The sequence below is a fragment of the Streptomyces dangxiongensis genome (genome assembly GCF_003675325.1).
In the GTDB taxonomy this organism is placed as follows: domain Bacteria; phylum Actinomycetota; class Actinomycetes; order Streptomycetales; family Streptomycetaceae; genus Streptomyces; species Streptomyces dangxiongensis.
Window position 1 is genome coordinate 1,619,230 of sequence record NZ_CP033073.1, and the last position, 21,918, is coordinate 1,641,147.

Below are 21,918 nucleotides of genomic sequence, written 5' to 3' on the forward strand. Positions count from 1 at the left end.
TTTTACCAACGAGGAGGGCGGGCCATGACCGCCGGCAATCGCAGCACCCCACTGACCCCGGCCGAGAGTGATCTCATTCAGACTCTCTCCGCCCGGTGGACGATGCACATACTGCTGGCTCTTCACGCCTCTGAGGGATCACAACGATTCAGTCAGATTCAAGAAGCCGTGGCCGGTATCTCCAACCGTGTGCTCTCCAGCCGCCTAGCGGACCTGGAGAGCCGCGGGCTGGTGTCCCGGCATGTGGCCGCGACCCGGCCGGTCACCATCACGTACCAATTTACTAGCCCCGGGCGCGAGGTCGCCTCGGCTGTGTTTCACCTGCGCGAAGTGGCTGAGAGCTGCTTCGACGCCTGAGGGGAGCGGAAGCCGTGGCTGGGGGACGGCCCGGTGGCCGGTGCCCGTGAAGCGTTGGATCAACATCGCCGATCACGGAGATGCCGTGACTCTGATCAAAGAGCTCGCACCTGAATTCGGAACCCGTATCCAGGACCAGAAAGTCAATAACGGTGCGCATACCCCAGATGTTCGCCCCTATCTGACCGCGCGCGAAACCGGACTCGCTCTGGCAGAGGTGCCCGGCTGAGCCGTTCGGTGCAGCGCGGCGGACCAGGGTGGACGGATCGATCAAGCAACAGTTGGCAGGGGAATCTCGAACCGACGAAATGATCTCTTCCGGAGAGCGGCCCTCCCGATAGTTGGTGAAATACAACGATCCTGACCCAGCGGCGCTCAGGTGGTGTCAGACTCCTCGCAGCAACAAGGGGAGGCTCCATGGGATTCGGTTTCCGCGTCGGTGTGCCCGGACTGAGTGTGCGTGTCTCGACCAGGGGCGTGCGGACGTCCGTCGGGCCGCGGATGGCACGCGTGAGCGTGGGCGGCGGGCGGACGACGCTCTCGTCGGGGATGGGACCCCTCTATGCCTCTACCGCACTGGGCGGCGGGCGCCGCCGGACCAATACGAGTCGGACGACCCGCTCCGGCTCGCGTACGCGGACGACCGGGCCTTCGGGCGCACAGCTCGAACGGGTGCGCCGGCAGGCCGAGCGGGCCCAGCAGGAAGCGGAACGGGACGCGGCCATCGCACACTTGCGGGAGCTGCGGCAGCAGATGACCAGCGTGCACCTGCAGTCCTTCTCCCCCGTGCACCCGCCGGTGGTGCCCGGGCCCCCGCAGCTCGGGCTGCCCTGGGCTCTGGCCGAGGCCAAGGCATTCCACCTGGCGGGGCTCGGCGTGTTCGCCCGTGCCGAGCGCGCGGAGGCGAAGCTTCGGGCCGAGCACGACGCTCCGGGGTACCTGGCTGCCGAACAGGCGCGGTTGTACGGCGTCCACGGGGAGCTGAATGCCGAGGCACAGCAGTGGTGGCAGGCCCTCGTCGCGAACGACGAGGCGACCGTGTGCGAGACGGTCAACTACGCCTTCTCCGACAACCCCGCCGCCGGCTGTGCTGTCGGGGTCGACGGCTCCGTGATGTCCGTGGTGATGCGGCAGCACGACATCGACTCACTGCCCGACCAGACGCCTGGCGTCACCTCCAGCGGGCGCCCCACGCTGAAGACGCTGACCAAGCGGGACCGGGTCCTGTGGTGGCTCACGGCCATGGGGTCCAACGTCGTCGCCACCCTCAAGGAGGGCTTCGCCGTAGCGCCGGGGGTCACCGCGATCGACCTCGCGGTGATCACGCGCATGCCGGACACCCAGCGGCTGGGGTTCGCGGCGTACGGCCGGTGGACCCGCCAGGCCATCGAGTCGGTCCCCTGGCGGCAGCCGGAGGACGCGCTGCGGTTCCTCGACATCGGCCAGGACGTCGCCTGCGCCGTCGGCACGACCGCCTCCGGAAGTCTTGCGAGCACCATCAAGCCGCTGGACACCAGTCGACTGCCCGGCCTGCAAAGCCTGCTCGACCATGCCCAGGACGACGCAGCCTCCGTTGACGCCACGCTCGCCGGCCTGGATGGCGACCTCCTCGCCAACGACCCGTCCACTCACGATGCGCCGGCCCCAGACCACTACCGGATCCACACGTTCGCCGAGTGGAGGACCCAGACCCCGTCGGCGGCCCAGCCGCCCGCCATGGGCCAGCCCGTACTCGCTGCCCCGACGGTGCTCACACCGGGGCAGAACCTCACACTGCCCGACGAGGCATGGGAAGGGCTGACCGTCGCGTTCAGCTTCGCCGGCGCAGATGCCGACCTCACGCTCTTCCTCACCGACGCACAGAGCCGGGTCTCCTCCGACGAGGACTTCGTCTTCTACAACCAGCCGTCCGCCGCCCAGGGGGCCGCTCGTCTCCTGGGCAAGCAGAACGATGGCACCCACTCCGTCGAGCGCGCCGCCATCCACCTCGCAGCCCTGCCGGAGCACGTCCAGCGCATGACGATCGCGATCAACATGGACGTCGACACCGGACTGACATGCGGCTCCCTCACCCACGCAGAACTGTCCATGGGATGCGCCACTACTTCCTGGACCTTCCAGCCACCCGCCGACCCGGCCATCCGCGCCATGGTCGTCGCGGAGCTGTACCGGCACAGGTCCGCCGAGCACCGCTCGGTGTGGAAGCTCCGAGCAGTCGGACAGGGTTGGGCCGACGGACTCGATGGCTTGGCAAGAGCACACGGAGTTGACGTGGGGTAGCCCATCGTTTCGATGGGCGCCAAAAGTGGAAGCTGTCCGCGACCTCAACCCCAAACCGCAGCAGACGACGTACGTGAACGCTCCGTAGCGCTCCCTGCGGCCCATGTCGCCCCGCTGGCCAGCGGTGAACCACCTTCGGAGACACCCCTCTGCTGGGGAGAATTTGGGGAGAATGAAGCCGCGTTGGGGAGCGGCTGGGGAGGATCGGCCGCACAAATGGGCAATGCGGCGAAAGAGCCAGAAAGGCAGATTGCCGCAGATCAAAGGCACCCTCCGGGGGATCTCCGCAGGTCAGCGGCGTGAGGGTGACGACTTCAAGAAGATCTCGTCGTGGGCGGCGATCCTGTTCGCGCCGACCCTCGTCGGCACGATCTACGGCATGAACTTCGACCACATGCCGGAGCTGCACTGGCTGTTCGGTTACCCCTTCGCGATCGGGCTGATGGCGGTGGTGTGCACCACCCTGTACCTGGTGTTCAAGCGGCGGGACTGGCTGTAGGGATCACGGCGGCGGTTCACGGCACGCGGTCGCACACCGAGGGCACCCACGTCAGACCCGGGGTGCCGCTGAGGGTGTCCAGGGAGCGCAGCAGGGCCTCCAGGTGGTCGGGGTGGGCGAGGAACTCGATGGTCGCCTCGGCGAACGCGTCCCGCACCGAGGGCGGCATCGCGTCGGAGGCGTCGAAGCAGTGCACCGCGTGTTCGTCGATGAGGATGTCCGCGAGGGAGCGGTGCCAGGCGGAACCGGCGGCGCCCGGGGCGGGCCGCGCCTCGGCGTCCACGGAGAAGCCGGACTCCGCGGCGCTCCAGGCGCGTTGGGCTTCGGCGGAGGCGTAGCGGGTCAGCCGCTTCGCCTCCGGGGTGGCGTGCAGCAGGGCGACCAGGTCGCCGGACACCTCCCACGCGCCGTTGCCGGTGGCCCCCGGGGATACGGCGGGCGGAGGGTTCGTACCGGCCGTCGACGCGATCCCAGCGGGTCTTCTGCCGGATGAACGACCCCTGGTGTTCGAGGGTGCAGCCGCGCGGGACCGTGGTGACCGGCTCGGACGCCCGGTCGTACGGGGTCATCAGGGCCCGCCGGACGAGATCCCGCTCACCGGCACCGATCATCCCGCCCCAGGTCTTCCATGCCTGTTCGACCGGCTTCGACCGCCAGGACAGGTCGCCGCGCGCCCACTGCGCGTAGAGGCGCGGGCCGGACCGCTGGAGCAGTATGTCCTCGATCCAGTCCGTGCCGGGCCAGCCGCTGGTGGCGCCGGAGCCCATGCCGACACACCATTCGGCCGGCTGCTTCGCCGCATCGGCGCGCTGCCGTTCGCCGACACCGGCCGGATACCAGACGATGCTCTTCAGGTCGGCCTTGAGCGGGAACCAGTACACGTGCCCGTCCGCGAGCGGCGTGGCCCAGGACGCCCCGAAGGCGTGGCGCGGGATGAGGTCCTCCAGGGCGACGAGGTCCTTCTGCCGGGCGTACTCGGCGAGTTCGCCGGGGCCGGTGAGCACCACCACGTCGGGCGGTGTCCCCGCCTCCACGTCGGCGCCCAGCACCTGGCTCTCGGCGGAGCTGCCCTGGTACTCGACCCGGATGCGGTACTTCCGCTCGAACGGCTCGATCACCGCCTCGCGGAACCTGCGCTCGTCGTCGCGGGTCCAGTTGGCCAGCAGGGTGACGCTGGGCTCCCGCCCGAGGGCGCGTACGCCCACCACGACGGCTGCCGCCAGTACGGCCAGGCAGGTCGCCACCAGCGTCACGATGCGGACGAGGCGGCGGGAGGGGCCGGGCCGGCGCCCGGGGGCGGCCGGCGCGGGACCGCTGTGCCGCGCGCTCACCGGGGCCTGAACCGGTAGTCGTCGATGTGCCGCCGCAGTCCCGTCTCGGCGAGTGCCATGAGCAGGATGCCTCCTATCAGGATCCACACCGTCGCTGCCGCGCGGAAGCCGGTGTGCGCGAGGTACGTGGCGGTGCCCCGCCCCGCCTCGGTGATGTCCGGCCCGGACAGCCGGCGGTCGAGCAGGGCGCGGGTGTCCGCCATGCCCTGGTGGGTCCATACGGTGAACAGCACGGTGACGGCCACCCCGCCGAGCAGCAGGACGCCGGCCGCGACGAGGTGCCGGTCGTAGCGGCGCCGGAAGCGGTGGCGGAGGAAGAGCTGGGTCTCCACCAGCGCGGCGGCGAGGGCGGCGACCAGCAGCAGCGTCGCGCTCCAGGCGAGCCACAGCAGCGGGCCGAACGAGGTCTGCCGGTGCACGGTGGCTCGCTGCTGCCGCTGGAGGACCGTCAGCCGGGCCTGTATCCCCGAGCGCTCCTCGGTCAGGATGCTGGTGGCGTAGCTGCGGTAGGCCTCGCGCAGCACGTCTCCGTCCGGCTGGAGCTGGGACTGCTGCACCTTGACGGCGTACACGGTGATCAGCCCGGCGACCGTTTGCAGGGCCTGCCGGCCCGCCGGCCCGCCGACGTCGTCACCGGCGGCCGCCGCGAGGCTGTGCGCGGCGACCGAGATCTGCTTCTGGAAGTCGCTGGTGGGTGCCGCCGCTCCGGCGTCCCGCTGGGCCTGGCCGAGGGCGTACTGCGCGGTGTCGAGGGACAGCACGGCCGGGGCGCTCGCCATGCGCAGCGGGTCGGCGTCGCCGTGCACACCCTGGTACGACAGGAACAGGGAGAGAGTGAGCAGGGCCGACAGGACCAGCAGGAGACGGTGCCGTACCGCGAGGTCGTACGCGGTCGTGCTGCCGCCCTCCGGCGGGCGCCGGCCGGCACCGAGGAGCCGGGCTAGCGGGTTGCGGGACGCCCGGGCCGATGCGCGGCGGTCGGCCGGGTCCGCGCGCCGGCGGGGCGGCCGCGGGCCCCCGGACACACCGGTGCCCGTGCCGCTGCCGGCCGCCCTCGCCACTTCGCCACCCTTCATGCCGACGCCTCCCTCAGCCGCCGTCCGCAGTCGCCCCCGCAGTACACGGACTCGGCAGGCCCGAGCCACCCACACCCCGGACACTCCACAAGCCCGTCGACACGCACGGGGACGGGGACGGCGGGAACATGGGGGGCGTGGGAGGAGTGGGGGGCAGGGAGGGCGTGCGGGGCACGTGGGGCGTCTGGGGCATGTGGGGCGTGTGGACCGCTGGGGCCGCCGGAGGTGCCGGGCACTTCGGGACCGCCGGGCACGGGAACCTCTCGGGCGCCGGGGGTGCCGGGGGCGCCAGGACCGCCGGGGGTGCCGGGTTCGGGCGGAGGGGCGTAGACGGCTCCGGTCGCTACGGAGGCGTCGTCGGCCTCAGCTCCGCCGACAGGCACCCCACAGCCCTCACCGGACACTTCTCCGCCGGGGGGCCCGGAAGCCCCACCAGCCCCCGCACCCCCTACCGCCCGGGACACACCACGCATCGCCCCCGACCCCCCGTCCCCGGAGGCCCCGGAGGCCCCGGAGGCCCCGGAGGCATCCCCGCCCCCGGCGGACCGGGCCGGCGGGGTGGTCAGGGCGCTGGAGAGGATCAGGTGTTGCCAGTCGACGTCCTTGAGGCCGGGCCGGACGCGGCCGGTGTTCGGTGGGGACTCGATGCGCCGCAGCGCGTCGCGGAGTTGGGCGTCGCCCAGCTCGTCGGCCAGGGCGAGTGCCTGGGTGAGGGCGCCGTCGGCCGTGGCGCCGCCGTCGGGGCCGCGCAGCCAGGCCCGGTAGGCGCGGGCGACGGCGGCGCCGGCCTGCTGGTACCGCTCGTGCCGGCGCACGCCGGGATACTGCCGGGAGGCGTCGCGCGGGTTGTCGGTCCAGCGCACCAGGACGGGCTGCGGTGCGGGCAGCCGTACCGGTCGGACGAAGCCGGGCAGGACGACCTCCACCGCGGCGAGCTGGAGGTCCTCGTCGGTCTCGCGGCCGGTCGGGTCGGCGGTCAGCACGACCTGGAAGTGCCGTACCTCGTCGCCCCAGGCGCGGGTGACGTACTCCACGGCGCGCCCGCCGGACCCGGCCGGGACGGCCGGCAGGTCCTGTTCGGCCGGCACCACCTGCTTGACCCGGCGGATCACCGTGCCGGGGGTGGGGGTGAGCCGGATGCGCAGTTCGGGTACCGCCGTGCCGAGCAGGCCGGCCACCAGCTCCTCGTACGCGGCCGTCAGTTCGGACTCGGCGCGGACGGCGCGGGCGCGACCGTGCAGCCGCCGGGTGATGCGCAGCAGCAGTTCGGCGTCCCAGTCGTCGCCGATGCCCCACGCGTCGCAGACGAAACGGCCCTCACAGGCGTCGAGCGCGGTGTCCAGGGCCATGGCGGCCCGGTGGTCGTGTTCGTTGCGCCCGTCGGTGAGGAGCAGGACGTGCTTGACGGGCGCGGGGTGGTCCTTGAGCAGCCGCCGGGCGAGGTCGAGCCAGGTGCCCAGGGCGGTGCCGCCGTCGGCGTCCAGGATGCGTACGGCGCGTTCGGCGGCCTCGCGTTCGGCGGGCCCGGCGACGGCGAGCACGGGACGGCCGGGCCCGGGGTGGACGAGGGTGGCGTCGAACCGCCCGGAGAGCACGGCGAAGGCGGTGCCGTCGGGCAGCATCCGGACGGCCGCCGCGGTGGCGTCCTTCGCGGCGTGGAGTTTGGCGGCGGGGTGGAGCATCGAGCGGGAGGTGTCGAGGATCAGCACCTCGGCGAGCGAGGGCCCGGTGCCCGGCGCGGGCGCGCCGGTGTGCTGCGGGCCGGCCTGGCTTGTGACCCCGATCTCCAGGATGGCGTGCATCTCCTGTTCGGGGTGGCGTCCGGACGCGTCCGGTACGACGGGCAGTTCCTTGTGCTGGCCGACCGCGAGCGTCACCTCGGTCTCCTCGGCCACGGTCATCGCTGCCTCTTCCCGGGGGTGTGAGTGGGTCAGAAGGTGGTCATCGGCCGGACGGCGTGGGCCAGGTCGAGCAGCCGGCCGTGTTCGCCGGCGGTGCGGGCCTGCGCGGCGAGCTGGCGGAAGGACTGTTCCAGCAGGGTGCGCAGGCTGTTCTCGTCGCCGGGGCCCAGGAGGTCGCCGGCGGGGAAGTCGGGGCCCCAGCCGGGTGCCGGGCGGCTGTGCAGGGTGTTCTCGCGGACCTCGGCGATCAGCCGGGCCCGGGATTCGCCGGCCGCGGCCCCGCCGTCGAGGCGGAGCCGGGGCAGCCGCTGGGCGGCGTCCCGCAGGCCGGCCGGGGTGGGTGGGGTGCCGTGCAGGACGCCGGCGCGGATGCGTACGGCCGCGATGCGGGCGGCGTCGTGGTGACGGGAGGTGGCGGGGACCTCGTCGAGGACGTGGACGGCGGCGTCCCGGTCGCCGCCGGCGAGGTGGCCGCGGGCCAGGCCGAAGGCGGCGGCGGTGTGGGCGAAGTCCCGTCTCCAGACGGCCTCGTAGAACCGCATGGCCCGTTCCGGGCGTCCGCCGCCGGTGTGTTCGGCGCAGTGGCCGAGGGCGAGTTTGGGCACGTACTCGCCGGGCAGCGCGCGGTAGACGGCGTCGAAGCGGGCGCCGGCCAGGGCCACCTCGCCCCTGCTGAGGTGGAGGACGCCCCGGTGCCAGGCGATGCGCCAGTCGTGGGCGGCGGCGTGTTCGCCGAGCTGTGTCTCGGCCTCGGCGAGCCAGCTCTCCGCCGCGTGCTGTTCGCCTTTCCTGAGGTAGGCGCGGCACAGCCACAGTGCGGTCTCGGGGGTGCCGAGGCGGGATTCGCGGGGCCACTGCCGGGCGACGCGGTCGGGGGCGTCGGGCGGGAAGGTGTCCAGCAGCAGGGCGGCGCCGTCGTCGGGGTCGGGGACCGGTTCGGGCAGGGCGCCGGCGACCTCGGCGGCGGGGGGCGGGGAGACGTCGAGGCCGGCGGGGCGCTCGCCGGGGCGGGCGGTCCAGTGGGCGAGGGCGGGGATGGCGCCGAGTCCGGCGTCGAGGCTGGCGCCGGTGGCACGGAACCGGGTGGAGCTTTCCGGGAGTTGTTCGCCGAACTGCAAGGAACGGTACTCGCGCAGGACCTCCCAGAGCTGGCGGGACATCTCGGCCGCCGAGCGGAACCGGGCGCGGGGTTCGGCGTGGGTGGCGCGGTCGACGAGGCGGCGGAAGGAGTCGGGGGCGAGGCCGCGGGCGGGTTCGGTGTCGCGGGCCAGGGCCTGGAGGGTCATGCCGACGGTGTAGAGGTCGCTGTCGACGTGCCAGCCGCGGCGGTCGATCTCCTCCTGGGGCGGGGCGAAGCCGGCGGTGCGGACGTAGGCGGAGGTGCGGTCGCCGATGGCGCGGACGGCGCCGAGGTCGACGACCTTGATCGTCCGGCCGAAGTGGATGACGTTGGCGGGCTTCATGTCGCAGTGGAGCAGGCCGCGTTCGTGCATGTACTGGAGGGCACCGAGGATCTTGCAGCCGTAGGTGAGGACGTGGTCGAGGCGGGGGCGGCCGTGGAAGATCCGTTCGGCGTCGTCGGCGTCGAAGAGCTGCTGGAGGGAGCGTCCGCCGATGTAGTCCATGACCAGGTAGCCGGTGGACGGGTGGCCGGGGGACCGGTGCTGGGTGTAGGTGATGAGGCGGACGATGTCGGGGTGGTGGAGGTCGGTGAGGGAGCGGCGTTCCTCGACGGCGCGTGGCGGGCGAGGTCGTCGCGCACGTTGATCTGGCCCTTGAGGACGACGCGGTGTCCGTCGGCGTCGGTGTCCTCGGCGAGGTATACCCAGCCGAGGCCGCCGTGGGCGAGGCAGCCGAGGACCTTGTAGTGGCCGGCGACGACGTCGCCGCGGGCGAGCTGGGGCAGGAAGGAGTAGGGCGTGCCGCAGCGGGGGCAGCGGCCGCTGGCCCGGGCGGGCTGGCCGCCGTAGCCGACACCGATGATCATGGTGCAGCCGTCGGCGCCGCAGCGGCGGCCTCCGGTGGGCGGGCGGGGGTCCTTGACGAGCACGTCGTCGGGGACGGGCACCTCGGGCAGGACGACGAGTCCGTGCTGGTCGAGTCCGCCGATCCCGGCGACGGCGTGGACGGCGGCGGGGCCGGCCGTGTCCTCGGTGGTGGTGACCGGTGGCGGCACCGGCGGTGCGGTGCGCGGCTCGGCGTGCCGGTGGCCGCAGGTGCCGCAGTAGCCGGTGACCATGATGCGGCCCGCGCAGCCGGGCCGGACGCACGAGGTCACGACGCGCCCTCCTCTTCGGGTGCGGGGGCGGAGCAGAAGCCGACGAACGCCTCGACGGCGGTCTCGGCCCGTTCGATGTCGCAGGGGGTCTGCCGCAGGAGCGACAGGGCGTGTTCGTAGAGCCGGTAGGCCTCCACGACCCGGTCGCCGTGGGCGGTGGCCCGCTGCCGGCACAGCGGCCATTCGGCGCCGACCCGGCCGAGGAGTTCCTCGCGGCGGCGCAGCCGGGCGTCGAGCATGGCGACGGCCTGTTCCAGACGCCGGCGGCGGCGTCCGACGGCGTCCTCGAAGGTGAACAGCAGGTCGGCGCGGCCGGGTTCGCGTTCGTGTTCCGGGGTGTGGGCGACCCAGGCGCGCAGCATGCGGGTGCGCCGTACGCCGGATTCGGCCCGGTCGAGCAGGTGCCGGGTGCCGGGGGCGGGCAGCACGCGGTCCTGGCGTACGTCGAGCGCGGGCCCCAGTTCGTCGGTGATGCGGCGCAGTTCGGCGTGCAGGCGGGTCCAGCGTTCGCGCAGCGGGCGGTGGACGAGCAGGTCGGCGGCCCCGCCGGCGCGTTCGCCGGGGCGGCGGAACACCAGGAGCAGCCGGGCTCCTTGGCGGGCGAGCCGGTCCAGCAGGCCGAGCAGGGCGTCGGGTTCGGCGGCCCGGTCGACGGCGACGAGGACGGCGGCGAGCGGGAGGCGCAGGGTGCCGAGCCGTTCGGGCCGGGGGTCGTCGCGGATGCCGAGGCGTTCGGCGATGCGGTCCATGACCTCGGCGGCGGTGAGTCCCGTGACGTCCAGGGCGAGGTCGTGGGCGCCGGCGGGGGGCACGGTCTCGGGCGGGTCGTGGCTGACGGCGCTGGTGTTGCGGTGGGTGCGCAGTTCCCGGTCGGCGAGGGTGACGGCCCGTTGCAGGGTCCAGGCGCGGTCGCCGGCGGCGGGGACGACGGTGACGAGCACCGGCCACCCCGCGCCGCGGAACCAGGCGGTGAGCTGGGTGGCGAAGGGGAGGTCGAGCCGGCCGGTGGTGGTGCCGGTGTCGCTGCGCAGCCGCGGGTCGACGGCCTCGGCGCCGTCGGTCCAGGCGGCGACCTGCGGGAGGTGGCTGAGGATGGTCTCGGTGGGGCTCATGTAGCTGAAGGCGTAGCCCGGTCCGTCGTCCACGCTGAGGACGATGCCGATGACCTGGTCGGTGGCGTGGTCGACGACTCCGCCGCCGCTGAAGCCGGGGGCGGCGAGTTCGCCGGGGGTGAGCGGGCGCAGTTGCACCTGGCTGTCCCGGCCGCGGGCGGCGACCAGGGTGGCACCGTGCCAGCGTCCGCCGTCGTCGCCGTCGGGGAAGCCGTACATGCTGACGGGGCCGTGCGGTGCGGCGAGCCGGTAGAGCCGGGTGGTGTGCTCGGCGGGCAGCGGTGCGGCCAGGCGCAGCAGGGCGAGGTCGCCGCTGCGGTCGCCGAAGGCGTCCTGACGCTGGGGTACGTGTTCGTCGGCGCGGACGGTGGCGGCGACGGCGGCGAGGCCGGGTACGCCGACGAGGCGGACGGTGTAGCGGGGGCCGGGTCCGACGACGTGACCGGCGGTGAGCACGCGGTCGCGGGCGAGGAGCACGCCCGCGCCGAGGACCCGGCCGTCCGGTGCCTCGATGCGCGCGATCCAGGACGGTGTCCGTAAGCGCGATGTGACGACTCGCTCCCCCGTGCGCGTCATGCCCTTGAGGCTACTCCGCGTACCCGTCCGAAACCACTGGTGTGCACGGGGTCGTCGCACCGGCGTGGGAGTGGTGCCCGGGGTGGGGGTGAGTGACGTCCGGGCCCGCGTTCTCACCCGCCGGACATTCGCACACGTGTGCTATACACACAGTGTATAGTCCGCCCATGCCTCTTTCGACCGACACGACCTCCACGCCCGACCACGCGACCAGGAAGATGCGCGTGGCGGGCCGGAGGTTCCGTCTCTCCGCCCTCGCGTCCGCCGCGGCCTGCCTGGCGCTCACGCTGTCCGGCTGCGCCCAGGTCGACACGACCGCGCCCAGCGCCGCCCGCGCCGCGGCGGCGCACGGGGCGCCCGCCCGGCTCGGCACCGTCGACTGCCGCGAGGCCAAGTGCATCGCGCTCACCTTCGACGCGGGACCCAGCGAGAACTCCGCCCGGCTGCTGGACATCCTCAAGGAGAAGAAGGTCCCGGCCACCTTCTTCCTGCTCGGCAAGCGGCACATCGAGAAGTACCCGGAGCTGGTGCGGCGGATGGCGGCCGAGGGCCACGAGGTGGCCAGCCACACCTGGGATCACAAGATCCTGACCCGCATATCCGACGCGCAGATACGCGAGGAGCTGAAGCGGCCCGACGACGCCATCGAGCGGCTCACCGGGCACAAGCCGACGCTGATGCGCCCGCCGCAGGGCCGCACCGACGCCAACGTGCACGCGATCAGCAAGGAACTGGGCCTGGCGGAGGTCCTGTGGAGCGTCACCGCCAAGGACTACACGACCACCGACTCCGCGCTCATCACCAAGCGTGTCCTCGCCCAGGCGTCCCGGGACGGGATCATCCTGCTGCACGACATCTACCAGGGGACCGTGCCGGCCGTACCCGGCATCATCGACGCCCTGAAGGCGCGCGGCTACGTCTTCGTGACGGTCCCCCAGCTACTGGCGCCCGGCAAGGCCGAGCCGGGCAAGGTCTACCGGCCCTGAGTCCACGGGCGCACGCCGGTACGACGGCCCCGGGCGACCCCGTTGCTCCGGACAGGTGACCCGGGGGCGAAGGCGCAGGTGGACGCCGCCGGTTGCCTACGATCGTGCCGTGCCCTTCTTCTCTTTCGAACGCACCGTGCCGCTCCCGCTCGAGGAGACGTGGCGCCGGCTCACGGAATGGCCCCGCCACGCCGACGCGGTCCCGCTGACCCGGATCAGGGTGCTCACGCCCGCGCCGACCCGTGAGGGCACGCGCTTCGTGGCCCGCTCCGGCGTCGGCCCGCTCGCCTTCGACGACGTGATGGAGGTGACGGTCTGGCACCCGCCCGCCGACGGCGAGGGCGGCCTGTGCCGGCTGGAGAAGCGCGGCCGGGTGGTCCTCGGATGGGCGGAGATCGAGGTACGGCCGGGGCCCGGGGGCCGTAGCCGGGTGGTGTGGCGCGAGGAGCTGTGGGTGCGTCTCCTGCCCCGCGCCTTCGACGGCGTCCTAGGCCCGGTGTCCCGCCGGATGTTCGGCCGAGCGGCGAACCGCCTGCTGCGGCAGCCGTGAGCCTGCCACCGCCGCCCCCGTGCGTCGCCGTCATGCGGCACGGGGGCGGTGGTGGTCAGCGGCCGTCGTGATGGTTCGCGCGCACCGGAACTGACGCATCCGCCCCTGCCGCGCGATGGCTCAGGCGACGGAACCGATGCGTCCGGCCCGCCGTGCCGCCCGGTCGTGGTGGATCGGGGTGTGTGCCCCGGTCAGTGGGGCCCCGCTGCCGCCCCGCCGGTCGGCGACGATCTCCGCCGCGATGGACAGGGCCGTCTCCTCCGGCGTCCGCGCGCCGAGGTCGAGTCCGATCGGGGAGTGCAGCCGGGCCAGCTCCAGCTCGGTGACGCCGACCGCGCGCAGCCGCTCGTTGCGGTCCAGGTGGGTACGGCGGGAGCCCATCGCGCCGACGTAGGCGACCGGCAGCCGCAGCGCCAGCCGCAGCAGGGGTACGTCGAACTTGGCGTCGTGCGTGAGGACGCACAGGACGGTACGGCCGTCGACCTCGGTGCGCTCCAGGTACCGGTGGGGCCACTCCACGACGATGTCGTCGGCGTCCGGGAAGCGGGATGCGGTGGCGAACACCGGGCGGGCGTCGCACACCGTGACGTGGTAGCCCAGGAACTTGCCCACGCGGACCAGCGCCGACGCGAAGTCGATCGCGCCGAACACGATCATCCGGGGTGCGGGCACCGAGGACTCGACCAGGACCGTGAGCGGGGAGCCGCAGCGCGAGCCCCGCTCGCCGATCTCGAAGGTGCCGGTGCGGCCCGCGTCCAGGTGGGCGCGGGCCTCGGCGGCGACCGTGCGGTCCAGTTCGGGGTGGGCGCCGAACCCTCCGTCGTACGACCCGTCCGGCCGGACCAGGAGGGCCCGGCCCCGCAGCTCGGCCGGTCCCTCGGCGATCCGGGCGACCGCCGCCGCCTCCCCGCGCGCGGCGGCGGCCAGCCCGGCGGCGACCACCGGCCGGGCGGGACCGTCCGCCCGGACCGGCGTGACGAGGATGTCGATGACGCCGCCGCAGGTCAGGCCCACGGCGAAGGCGTCCTCGTCGCTGTACCCGAAGCGTTCCAGGACGGTCCGGCCGTCCTGGAGCGCCTGTCGGCACAGTTCGTACACGGCACCCTCCACGCATCCCCCGGAGACCGATCCGACGGCCGTGCCGTCGGCGTCCACCGCGAGGGCGGCGCCGGGCTGGCGCGGGGCACTGCCTCCCACGGCCACGACGGTGGCGACGGCGAAGTCACGGCCCTGCTCGACCCACCGGTTCAGCTCCTCGGCGATGTCCAGCATGTCTCGGTCTCCTCACGGGGTTGCGGGCGGGTGCGGCGGGGGCGGCCGGCTAGTGGACGCCCAGCCAGCCCTCAAGGGGATGGAGGGCGAAGTAGACCAGGAAGACGACGGTCAGGCCCCACATGAAGGCGCCGATCTCCCGGGCCTTGCCCTGGGCGGTCTTGATGGCCACGTACGAGATCACGCCCGCGGCCACGCCGGTGGTGATGGTGTAGGTGAACGGCATCAGGACCACGGTCAGGAAGACCGGGATGGCGGTGGCGCGGTCCGCCCAGTCCACGTGCCGGGCGTTCATCAGCATCATGGCGCCGATGACGACGAGGGCGGCGGAGGCGACCTCCTGCGGCACGATCGCGGTGACCGGCGTGAAGAACAGGCAGGCCGCGAAGAACAGGCCGGTGACGGCGGAGGCGAGCCCGGTACGGGCGCCCTCGCCGACGCCGGTCGCGGACTCGATGAACACGGTCTGGCCGGAGCCGCCCGCGACACCGCCGATCGCGCCGCCGGCGCCGTCGATGAACAGCGCCTTGGACAGGCCCGGCATGCGGCCCCTGTCGTCGGCCAGACCGGCCTCGGTGCCGACGCCGATGATGGTGGCCATCGCGTCGAAGAAGCCGGCGAGCACCAGGGTGAAGACGATCAGGCCGATCGTCATCGCACCCACCTTGCCCCAGCCGCCGAACTCGACGTGCCCGAAGAGCGAGAAGTCGGGCATCGAGACGGCGCTGCCGGGCAGTTCGGGGGCGCCGTTGGCCCACTGGCCGGGGTCGATGACGTCGAGGCCGTTGAGGACCGCGGCGACGACCGTGCCGGTGACGAGGCCGATGAGGATGGCGCCGGGGACGTTCCTGGCCTGGAGCATGAAGATCAGCAGCAGGGTGCCGGCGAAGAGCAGCACCGGCCAGCCGGCGAGTTCGCCGGCGGGGCCGAGGGCGAGCGGGGTGGCCTTGCCCTGGTGGACGAAGCCGGACTTGTAGAAACCGATGAGGGCGATGAACAGGCCGATGCCCATCGTGATGCCGTGCTTGAGCGCGAGCGGGATCGCGTTCATGATCATCTCGCGCAGGCCGGTGACGACGAGCAGCATGATGACGACGCCGTACATCACGCACATGCCCATGGCCTGCGGCCAGGTCATCTGGGGAGCGACCTGCGAGGACAGCACGCCGGAGACGGAGAGGCCGGCGGCGAGGGCGAGCGGCGCCTTGCCGACGAAGCCCATCAGGAGCGTGGTGAAGGCCGCCGCGAACGCGGTCGCGGTGATCAGCGCCTTCTGGCCGAGCGTGTCCCCCGCCGCGTCCTTGCCGGACAGGATGAGGGGGTTGAGCAGGAGGATGTACGCCATCGCCATGAAGGTGGTGACGCCGCCGCGGACCTCTCGCGAGACCGTGGATCCTCTTCTGGATATGTGGAAGTACCGGTCGAGCCAGGACCGCCCTGCCGGTACGCGGCTGCCATCGCCCGCGTCGTCGGCTGCGGTTCTCGGCTCCACTGACTGCTGGGTCATGGGCCAACTCCCAAGGTTCACAGGGGCACCCGTGCGACGCCTTGCCGGACACGGGATTTGGGATTGGACGGCCCGGGGGACGGCCCGAGACGAACAGTGGGGGCCTGGAGGGACGGGGGTCCCTCCAGGAGATCACCGGTGGGGACCCCGGAGGGTCACGTTCCCGTCAGGTGCTCGGGTCGTACCGGAGTGCGGTTCAGCTCCAGCCCGGTCGCGTTCCGGATCGCCGCGAGGACGGCCGGCGTGGACGACAGGGTCGGGGCTTCGCCGATGCCGCGCAGCCCGTAGGGGGCGTGGTCGTCGGCGAGTTCGAGCACATCGACCGGGATGGTCGGCGTGTCGAGGATCGTGGGGATGAGGTAGTCCGTGAAGGAGGGGTTCCTGACCTTCGCCGTCTTCGGGTCGACGATGATCTCCTCCATCACCGCGACGCCCAGGCCCTGGGTGGTGCCGCCCTGGATCTGGCCGACGACGGAGAGCGGGTTGAGCGCCTTGCCGACGTCCTGGGCGCAGGCCAGTTCGATCACCTTGACCAGGCCCAGCTCGGTGTCGACCTCCACGACCGCGCGGTGCGCGGCGAAGGAGTACTGGACGTGTCCGTTGCCCTGGCCGGTACGCAGGTCGAAGGCCTCGGTCGGCCGGTGCCGCCACTCCGCCTCGACCTCCACGGCCTCGCCCTCCAGGACGTCGGCCAGGTCGCCGAGGACCTCGCCGCCGTCGGTGACGACCTTGCCGCCCTCCAGGAGCAGTTCGGCCGTGGCCCAGGCCGGGTGGTAGGAGCCGAATCTGCGGCGCCCGATCTCCAGCACCTTCTCCCGGACGATCTCGCAGGCGTTCTTCACGGCGCCGCCGGTGACGTACGTCTGCCGGGAGGCCGAGGTGGAACCCGCCGAGCCGACCTGGGTGTCCGCCGGGTGGATCGTCACCTGGGTGACGCCGAGTTCGGTGCGGGCGATCTGCGCGTGGACGGTGACACCGCCCTGGCCGACCTCCGCCATCGCGGTGTGCACGGTGGCGACGGGCTCGCCGCCCACGACCTCCAGGCGCACCTTGGCGGTGGAGTAGTCGTCGAAGCCCTCGGAGAAACCGACGTTCTTGATGCCGACCGCGTAGCCGACACCGCGGACGACGCCTTCGCCGTGCGTGGTGTTGGACAGGCCGCCGGGCAACTGCCGTACGTCGGCGCCTTCGCTGGACTCCCACTGGCGCTCCGGCGGCAGCGGCATCGCCTTGACGCGGCGCAGCAGTTCGGCGACGGGGGCGGGCGAGTCGACGGGCTGGCCCGTCGGCATGAGGGTCCCCTGCTCCATGGCGTTCAGCCGCCGGAACTCCACCGGGTCCATGCCGAGTTCCTTCGCCAGCTTGTCCATCTGCGCCTCGTACGCGAAGCACGCCTGGACCGCGCCGAAGCCGCGCATGGCGCCGCAGGGCGGGTTGTTGGTGTAGAGGGCGACGGCCTCGATGTCGACGTCGTCCACGACGTACGGCCCGACGCTCAGCGAGGAGGCGTTGCCGACGACCGCCGGGGAGGCGGAGGCGTAGGCGCCGCCGTCCAGCACGATCCGGCATTTCAGGTGGGTGAGCTTGCCGTCCCGGGTGGCGCCGTGCTCGTAGTACAGCTTGGCCGGGTGGCGGTGGACGTGCCCGAAGAAGGATTCGAACCGGTTGTAGACGATCTTGACCGGCTTGCCGGTGCGCAGCGCGAGCAGGCAGGCGTGGATCTGCATCGACAGATCCTCCCGGCCGCCGAACGCGCCGCCTACGCCGGCCAGCGTCATCCGCACCTTGTCCTCGGGCAGGCCGAGGACGGGGGCCATCTGGCGCAGGTCGGAGTGGAGCCACTGGGTGGCGATGTAGAGGTGGACGCCGCCGTCCTCCTCGGGGACGGCGAGCCCGGACTCGGGGCCGAGGAAGGCCTGGTCCTGCATGCCGAACGTGTACTCGCCCCGGACGATGACGTCGGCCCTCGCGGCGGCCCCGGCCGCGTCGCCGCGGACGATCGGCTGACGGTGGACGATGTTGGGATGCGGGACGTGGCCGATGTGGTGGTCGTCGCGGTTCTCGTGGACGAGGATCGCGTCCGGCGCGGTGGCGGAGGCCTCGTCGGTGATGACGGGCAGCTCCCGGTACTCCACCCTGATCCTGGCGGCGGCGCGGCGGGCCGTCTCCGGGTGGTCGGCGGCGACGATCGCGACCGGCTCGCCGTGGTGGCGTACCTTGCCGTGCGCGAGGACCGGGGTGTCCTGGATCTCCAGGCCGTAGTTCCGCACCTCGGTGGGCAGGTCGTCGTACGTCAGGACGGCGTACACGCCGGGCAGCGCGAGTGCCTCGGAGGTGTCGATCGACACGATCTCGGCGTGCGCGACGGTGGAGCGCAGGATCTGCCCCCACAGCATGTCCTCGTGCCACATGTCGGACGAGTACGCGAACTCGCCGGTGACCTTCAGGGTGCCGTCCGGGCGGAGCGTGGATTCGCCGATGCCGCCCCTGGTCGGGGTGGACTGGGTGACCTTGGTGGGTGCGCCGTTCGCCGGCATGCTCAGACCCCCTCGGACTGGCGGGCGGCCGCGAGGCGGACCGCGTCCATGATTTTCTCGTAGCCCGTGCAGCGGCACAGGTTGCCCGACAGCGCTTCGCGGATGTCGGCGTCGGACGGGTTCGGGTTGCGTTCCAGCAGTTCGTCGGAGGCGACGAGCAGACCGGGGGTGCAGAAGCCGCACTGGACGGCGCCGGCGTCGATGAACGCCTGCTGGACCGGGGAGAGCCCGGTGTCCTCGCCGGTGTGCGAGCCGGTGCCCTCGGCCTGCCACTGCCGGGCCTCGTCGAGCGAGGTGGCCGCCGTGCCGCAGGCGCCGGTGCCGCAGCCGCCCTCGGCGCGCTGGCGGGCGTAGTCCGCCAGGCCCTCGACGGTCACGACCTCGCGGCCCTCGGCCTGGCCGGCCGCGACCAGGCAGGAGCAGACCGGCACGCCGTCCAGCCGGACGGTGCACGACCCGCACTCGCCCTGCTCACAGGCGTTCTTCGACCCCGGCAGGCCGAGGCGCTCCCGCAGCACGTACAGCAGGGACTCGCCCTCCCAGACGTCGTCGGCCTCCTGCGGGCGTCCGTTGACGGTGAAGTTGACGCGCATTACGCAGCTCCTTCGGATGCGCGGCGGGCGCCGCGGTAGGACTCCCAGGTCCAGGTGAGCGTCCGGCGGGCCATGACGCCGACCGCGTGCCGGCGGTAGCTCGCGGTGCCCCGGACGTCGTCGATCGGGTTGCAGGCGCCGGAGCACAGCTCGGCGAACCGCTTGGCGACCGACGGAGTGATGATCTTCCCGTTGTCCCAGAAGCCGCCCTCCTCCAGTGCCGCGTTCAGGAACTCCTCGGCTGTCTTCGCCCGCACCGGGGTGGGGGCGGCGGAGCCGATGCCGGTGCGCACCGTCCGGGTCCGGGGGTGCAGGGCCACACCGAAGGCGCACACGGCGATGACCATGGCGTTACGGGTACCCACCTTGGAGTACTGCTGCGGTCCGTCCGCCTTCTGGACGTGCACGGCGCGGATCAGCTCGTCGGGCTGGAGCGCGTTGCGCTTGACACCCGTGTAGAACGCGTCGATCGGGACGAGCCGGGTGCCGCGGGCCGCCGACTCCACCTCGACCTCGGCGCCGGCCGCGAGGAGGGCGGGGTGGGCGTCGCCGGCGGGCGAGGCCGTGCCGAGGTTGCCGCCGACGCCGCCGCGGTTGCGGATCTGCGGGGAGGCCACCGTGTGCGAGGCGAGCGCCAGGCCCGGCAGCTCGGCACGGAGGTCCTCCATGATCCTGGTGTACGGGACGGAGGCACCCAGTCGTACGGTGTCCTCCCCCACCTCCCACTCGGAGAGGTCGCCGACGCGGTTGAGGTCGAGGAGGTACTCGGGCCGGCGGTGGTCGAAGTTGATCTCGACCATCACATCGGTGCCACCCGCAATCGGCACAGCGGTGGGGTGCTCGGCCTTCGCGGCGAGCGCCTCCTCCCAACTGGCGGGGCGAAGGAAGTCCATGACCGGCTCTCTTCTTCGTCTCGTGAGTCGTACGTGAGTCGTACAGATTGAGCCAATCCGTGTGCGGCGGTCCCGGCTCGTTCATGTGCTGTTTACGCGGAGTGGACTCAGTACACCGCTCCGTACTCCGGCGGGGTCAGTCACCGAAACCATGAAGGAGTTGGCTGGCCAGGCCAGGCATCTTGTAGATTCGTATGAACAGAGGTCATCGGTAACCTCTTCGTTTTCCTGGGGAAACGCAGGAAACAGCGCGGAGACCGCGGCGTACGCGCCGTGCGCGCCCGCTCCGGGCGCGCCCCGCGTCACCCTCCAAGATCCATCGTAGGTTTCGAGACAAAGAACGGCGGCGACGAGATGCGGCTGCGCGCACTGCTGGACACCGACGCGCTGGGGCTGCGGCTGCTCGGCGGCGAGGACGAACTGGACCGCGCGGTACGCGGGGTCATGACCACCGACCTGCGCGACCCGAGCCGCTACCTCGCCGGCGGCGAGCTGGTGCTGACCGGTCTGGCCTGGCGCCGGGACGCCGACGACTCGGAACCCTTCGTGCGGATCCTGGCGCAGGCCGGGGTGGCGGCGCTCGCGGCCGGCGAGGCCGAGCTGGGCGATGTGCCGCAGGACCTGGTGCTGGCCTGCGCCCGGCACCGGCTGCCGCTGTTCGCGGTCCACGAGTCGGTGGCGTTCGCCACGATCACCGAGCACGTCGTCCGCCAGGTGTCCGGCGAGCGCGCCGGCGACCTGGCCGCGGTGGTCGACCGGCACCGGCGGATGATGACGTCGGGCCCGGCGGGCGGCGGCCCGGACGTCGTCCTGGACCTGCTCGGCTCCGACCTGGACCTGCGCGCCTGGGTGCTCTCCCCCACCGGCCGGCTGATCGCCGGCTCCGAGGTCGGGGGCCCGGCGCTGCCCGCCGAGACCTGCGCCCGGCTCGCTGCGGAGCACCTGGCCGCCACCCGCACCGGCCGCCGCGGCCCGCACCGGGTCCTGCTGAACGGCTCCACCTACTCCCTGTTCCCGGTCCGCTCCGCCGGCCGCTCCCCGCAGGCCTCCCACGACGTCCGCGAGACGGTCCTGGCGGACTGGCTGCTGGCCGTGGAGGCGGACGCGGGCGACTGGCCCGCCGAGCGGCTCGACCTGCTCCAGGGCGTCACCCAACTGATCGCCGTCGAACGGGACCGCCGCGACGCGGCCCGCACGGTGCGGCGCCGGCTCGCCCAGGAAGTGCTGGAGCTGGTCCAGACGGGCGCCGCGCCCGCCGAGATCGCCGCCCGGCTGCGGGTGGCCGCGCCGGTCCTGCTGCCCGGGCTCGGAGCGGCACCGCACTGGCAGGTCGTGGTGGCCCGCGTGGAGTGGGAGGACGAGGAGGCCGGGGACGGCGCGGTCGCCCAGTCCCTGCTGGAGGAGGTGCTGGTCGACCCCCTGACCACCGGCCCGGAGCCGTCCGACCGCATCGCCGTCGCACACACCGGCGACGAGGCGATCGCCCTGGTCCCCCTCCCCGCCGTCTCCACCGAGCACGACGGCTCCGAGACCGGGCTGCTCGCCGACGCCCTGCTCCGGTCGGTACGGGAACCGCTGTCGGCTGGCCTGGACGGCGACGGACGGCTCACCCTCGGCGTGAGCGCGGCCGTGCACTCGGCGGAGGGCCTGCGCGGCGCCCTGGAGGAGGCCCGGCACGCCCGCCGGGTGGCCGCGGCCCGCCCCGGCCGGGTCTGCGCCGCCGGCCACCATGAACTGGCCAGTCACGTCCTGCTGCTGCCGTTCGTCCCGGACGACGTCCGCCGCGCGTTCACGGCCCGTCTGCTGGACCCGCTGACGGACTACGACCGCCGGCACCGCGCCGAGCTGATCCCGACGCTGGAGGCGTTCCTCGACTGCGACGGCTCCTGGACCCGCTGTGCCACCCGCCTCCACCTGCACGTCAACACGCTGCGCTACCGGGTGGGCCGGATCGAGCAGTTGACGGGACGGGACCTGTCCCGCCTCGAGGACAAGCTCGACTTCTTCCTGGCCCTGCGCATGAGCTGAGACCGGCGGGGGCGCACGACGGCCGGATATGGCCCCGTCCGCGCCCCACGACTTTGTGAAATCCTTCACCCACCCTCTTGGCCCGGCCCCACGATCGGTGCTGGAATGCCGCCACCACTCAACAGCTCGATGGCGTGCTCGG

The 21,918-nt window shown here is 72.9% G+C and carries 17 protein-coding genes and 3 pseudogenes; 8 read left to right on the forward strand and 12 right to left on the reverse strand.

Translation table 11 applies throughout. From position 1 onward, the window contains the following. Nucleotides 1-24 precede the first annotated feature (24 nt). From D9753_RS07175 to D9753_RS07185, 4 genes and pseudogenes are all read left to right on the forward strand, one after another. Nucleotides 25-357, forward strand: a complete 333-nt coding sequence (locus tag D9753_RS07175; protein WP_121786242.1) for a winged helix-turn-helix transcriptional regulator — start codon at nt 25-27, stop codon at nt 355-357. A 46-nt stretch (nt 358-403) separates the two neighbouring features. Further along, nucleotides 404-586 (forward strand): hypothetical protein, encoded by a 183-nt coding sequence (locus tag D9753_RS36425; protein ID WP_163010644.1) that lies wholly within the window; start codon nt 404-406, stop codon nt 584-586. A gap of 443 nt (nt 587-1,029) precedes the next feature. After that, a complete protein-coding gene (locus tag D9753_RS07180; RefSeq protein ID WP_240468071.1) occupies nt 1,030-2,637 on the forward strand; it encodes a TerD family protein in 1,608 nt (535 codons plus the stop codon). Nucleotides 2,638-2,950: 313 nt separating this feature from the next. Beyond that, nucleotides 2,951-3,136 (forward strand): annotated as a pseudogene (locus D9753_RS07185) (CorA family divalent cation transporter); the annotation flags it as partial. A gap of 16 nt (nt 3,137-3,152) precedes the next feature. Here the strand turns inward: D9753_RS07185 and D9753_RS37725 are convergent. Next, on the reverse strand, nt 3,153-3,533 hold the full coding sequence (locus D9753_RS37725) for a hypothetical protein (protein ID WP_240468528.1): 381 nt from the start codon (nt 3,531-3,533) through the stop codon (nt 3,153-3,155). A 280-nt stretch (nt 3,534-3,813) separates the two neighbouring features. Then, nucleotides 3,814-4,251, reverse strand: a pseudogene (locus D9753_RS37730) (extracellular solute-binding protein); the annotation flags it as partial. On the opposite strand from D9753_RS37730, the gene D9753_RS37735 reads away from it, so the two are divergent. Further along, entirely contained in the window at nt 4,133-4,477 is a 345-nt protein-coding gene (locus D9753_RS37735; RefSeq protein WP_240468529.1) for a hypothetical protein, read from the forward strand. The pseudogene D9753_RS37730 and the gene D9753_RS37735 overlap by 119 nt on opposite strands. Here the strand turns inward: D9753_RS37735 and D9753_RS07195 are convergent. From D9753_RS07195 to D9753_RS07210, 5 genes and pseudogenes are all read right to left on the reverse strand, one after another. Further along, on the reverse strand, nt 4,464-5,543 hold the full coding sequence (locus D9753_RS07195) for a hypothetical protein (RefSeq protein WP_121786244.1): 1,080 nt from the start codon (nt 5,541-5,543) through the stop codon (nt 4,464-4,466). The two genes, D9753_RS37735 and D9753_RS07195, sit on opposite strands and share 14 nt — an antisense overlap. Continuing rightward, nucleotides 5,540-7,444, reverse strand: coding sequence for a VWA domain-containing protein (locus D9753_RS38650; RefSeq protein ID WP_276209424.1), 1,905 nt, complete (start codon nt 7,442-7,444; stop codon nt 5,540-5,542). The genes D9753_RS07195 and D9753_RS38650 overlap by 4 nt, the downstream gene beginning before the upstream one ends. A gap of 29 nt (nt 7,445-7,473) precedes the next feature. Further along, nucleotides 7,474-9,453 (reverse strand): tetratricopeptide repeat protein, encoded by a 1,980-nt coding sequence (locus tag D9753_RS07205; RefSeq protein WP_240468435.1) that lies wholly within the window; start codon nt 9,451-9,453, stop codon nt 7,474-7,476. Beyond that, a pseudogene (locus D9753_RS37745) lies at nt 9,399-9,683 on the reverse strand (serine/threonine-protein kinase); the annotation flags it as partial. The gene D9753_RS07205 and the pseudogene D9753_RS37745, both read right to left, overlap by 55 nt. A 35-nt stretch (nt 9,684-9,718) precedes the next feature. Beyond that, complete coding sequence (locus D9753_RS07210; protein WP_121786245.1) at nt 9,719-11,410, reverse strand: trypsin-like peptidase domain-containing protein; 1,692 nt, start codon at nt 11,408-11,410, stop codon at nt 9,719-9,721. A 218-nt stretch (nt 11,411-11,628) separates the two neighbouring features. On the opposite strand from D9753_RS07210, the gene D9753_RS07215 reads away from it, so the two are divergent. Together D9753_RS07215 and D9753_RS07220 are read left to right on the forward strand one after the other, a co-directional pair. Beyond that, complete coding sequence (locus tag D9753_RS07215; protein ID WP_240468436.1) at nt 11,629-12,396, forward strand: polysaccharide deacetylase family protein; 768 nt, start codon at nt 11,629-11,631, stop codon at nt 12,394-12,396. Nucleotides 12,397-12,505: 109 nt separating this feature from the next. Continuing rightward, a complete protein-coding gene (locus tag D9753_RS07220; RefSeq protein ID WP_121786247.1) occupies nt 12,506-12,946 on the forward strand; it encodes an SRPBCC family protein in 441 nt (146 codons plus the stop codon). 120 nt (nt 12,947-13,066) lie between these two features. On the opposite strand, the gene D9753_RS07225 is transcribed toward D9753_RS07220, so the two are convergent. The 5 genes from D9753_RS07225 to D9753_RS07245 form a co-directional block, all read right to left on the reverse strand. Continuing rightward, complete coding sequence (locus D9753_RS07225; protein WP_121786248.1) at nt 13,067-14,218, reverse strand: XdhC family protein; 1,152 nt, start codon at nt 14,216-14,218, stop codon at nt 13,067-13,069. 49 nt (nt 14,219-14,267) lie between these two features. Next, the gene (locus D9753_RS07230) at nt 14,268-15,725 is read right to left on the reverse strand and encodes an NCS2 family permease (RefSeq protein WP_121786249.1); all 1,458 of its coding nucleotides are present in this window, start codon (nt 15,723-15,725) and stop codon (nt 14,268-14,270) included. Nucleotides 15,726-15,880: 155 nt separating this feature from the next. Then, nucleotides 15,881-18,262 carry a xanthine dehydrogenase family protein molybdopterin-binding subunit gene (locus D9753_RS07235; protein ID WP_121786250.1) on the reverse strand — a complete coding sequence of 794 codons (2,382 nt, stop codon included), beginning with the start codon at nt 18,260-18,262 and terminating at the stop codon, nt 15,881-15,883. A 2-nt stretch (nt 18,263-18,264) separates the two neighbouring features. Continuing rightward, nucleotides 18,265-18,855 carry a (2Fe-2S)-binding protein gene (locus D9753_RS07240; protein ID WP_121786251.1) on the reverse strand — a complete coding sequence of 197 codons (591 nt, stop codon included), beginning with the start codon at nt 18,853-18,855 and terminating at the stop codon, nt 18,265-18,267. Beyond that, a complete protein-coding gene (locus tag D9753_RS07245; RefSeq protein ID WP_121786252.1) occupies nt 18,855-19,748 on the reverse strand; it encodes an FAD binding domain-containing protein in 894 nt (297 codons plus the stop codon). Before D9753_RS07245 ends, D9753_RS07240 begins: the two co-directional genes overlap by 1 nt. A gap of 354 nt (nt 19,749-20,102) precedes the next feature. Between D9753_RS07245 and D9753_RS07255 the strand changes: the two genes are divergently transcribed. After that, entirely contained in the window at nt 20,103-21,776 is a 1,674-nt protein-coding gene (locus tag D9753_RS07255; RefSeq protein ID WP_121786254.1) for a PucR family transcriptional regulator, read from the forward strand. Nucleotides 21,777-21,918: the final 142 nt, after the last annotated feature.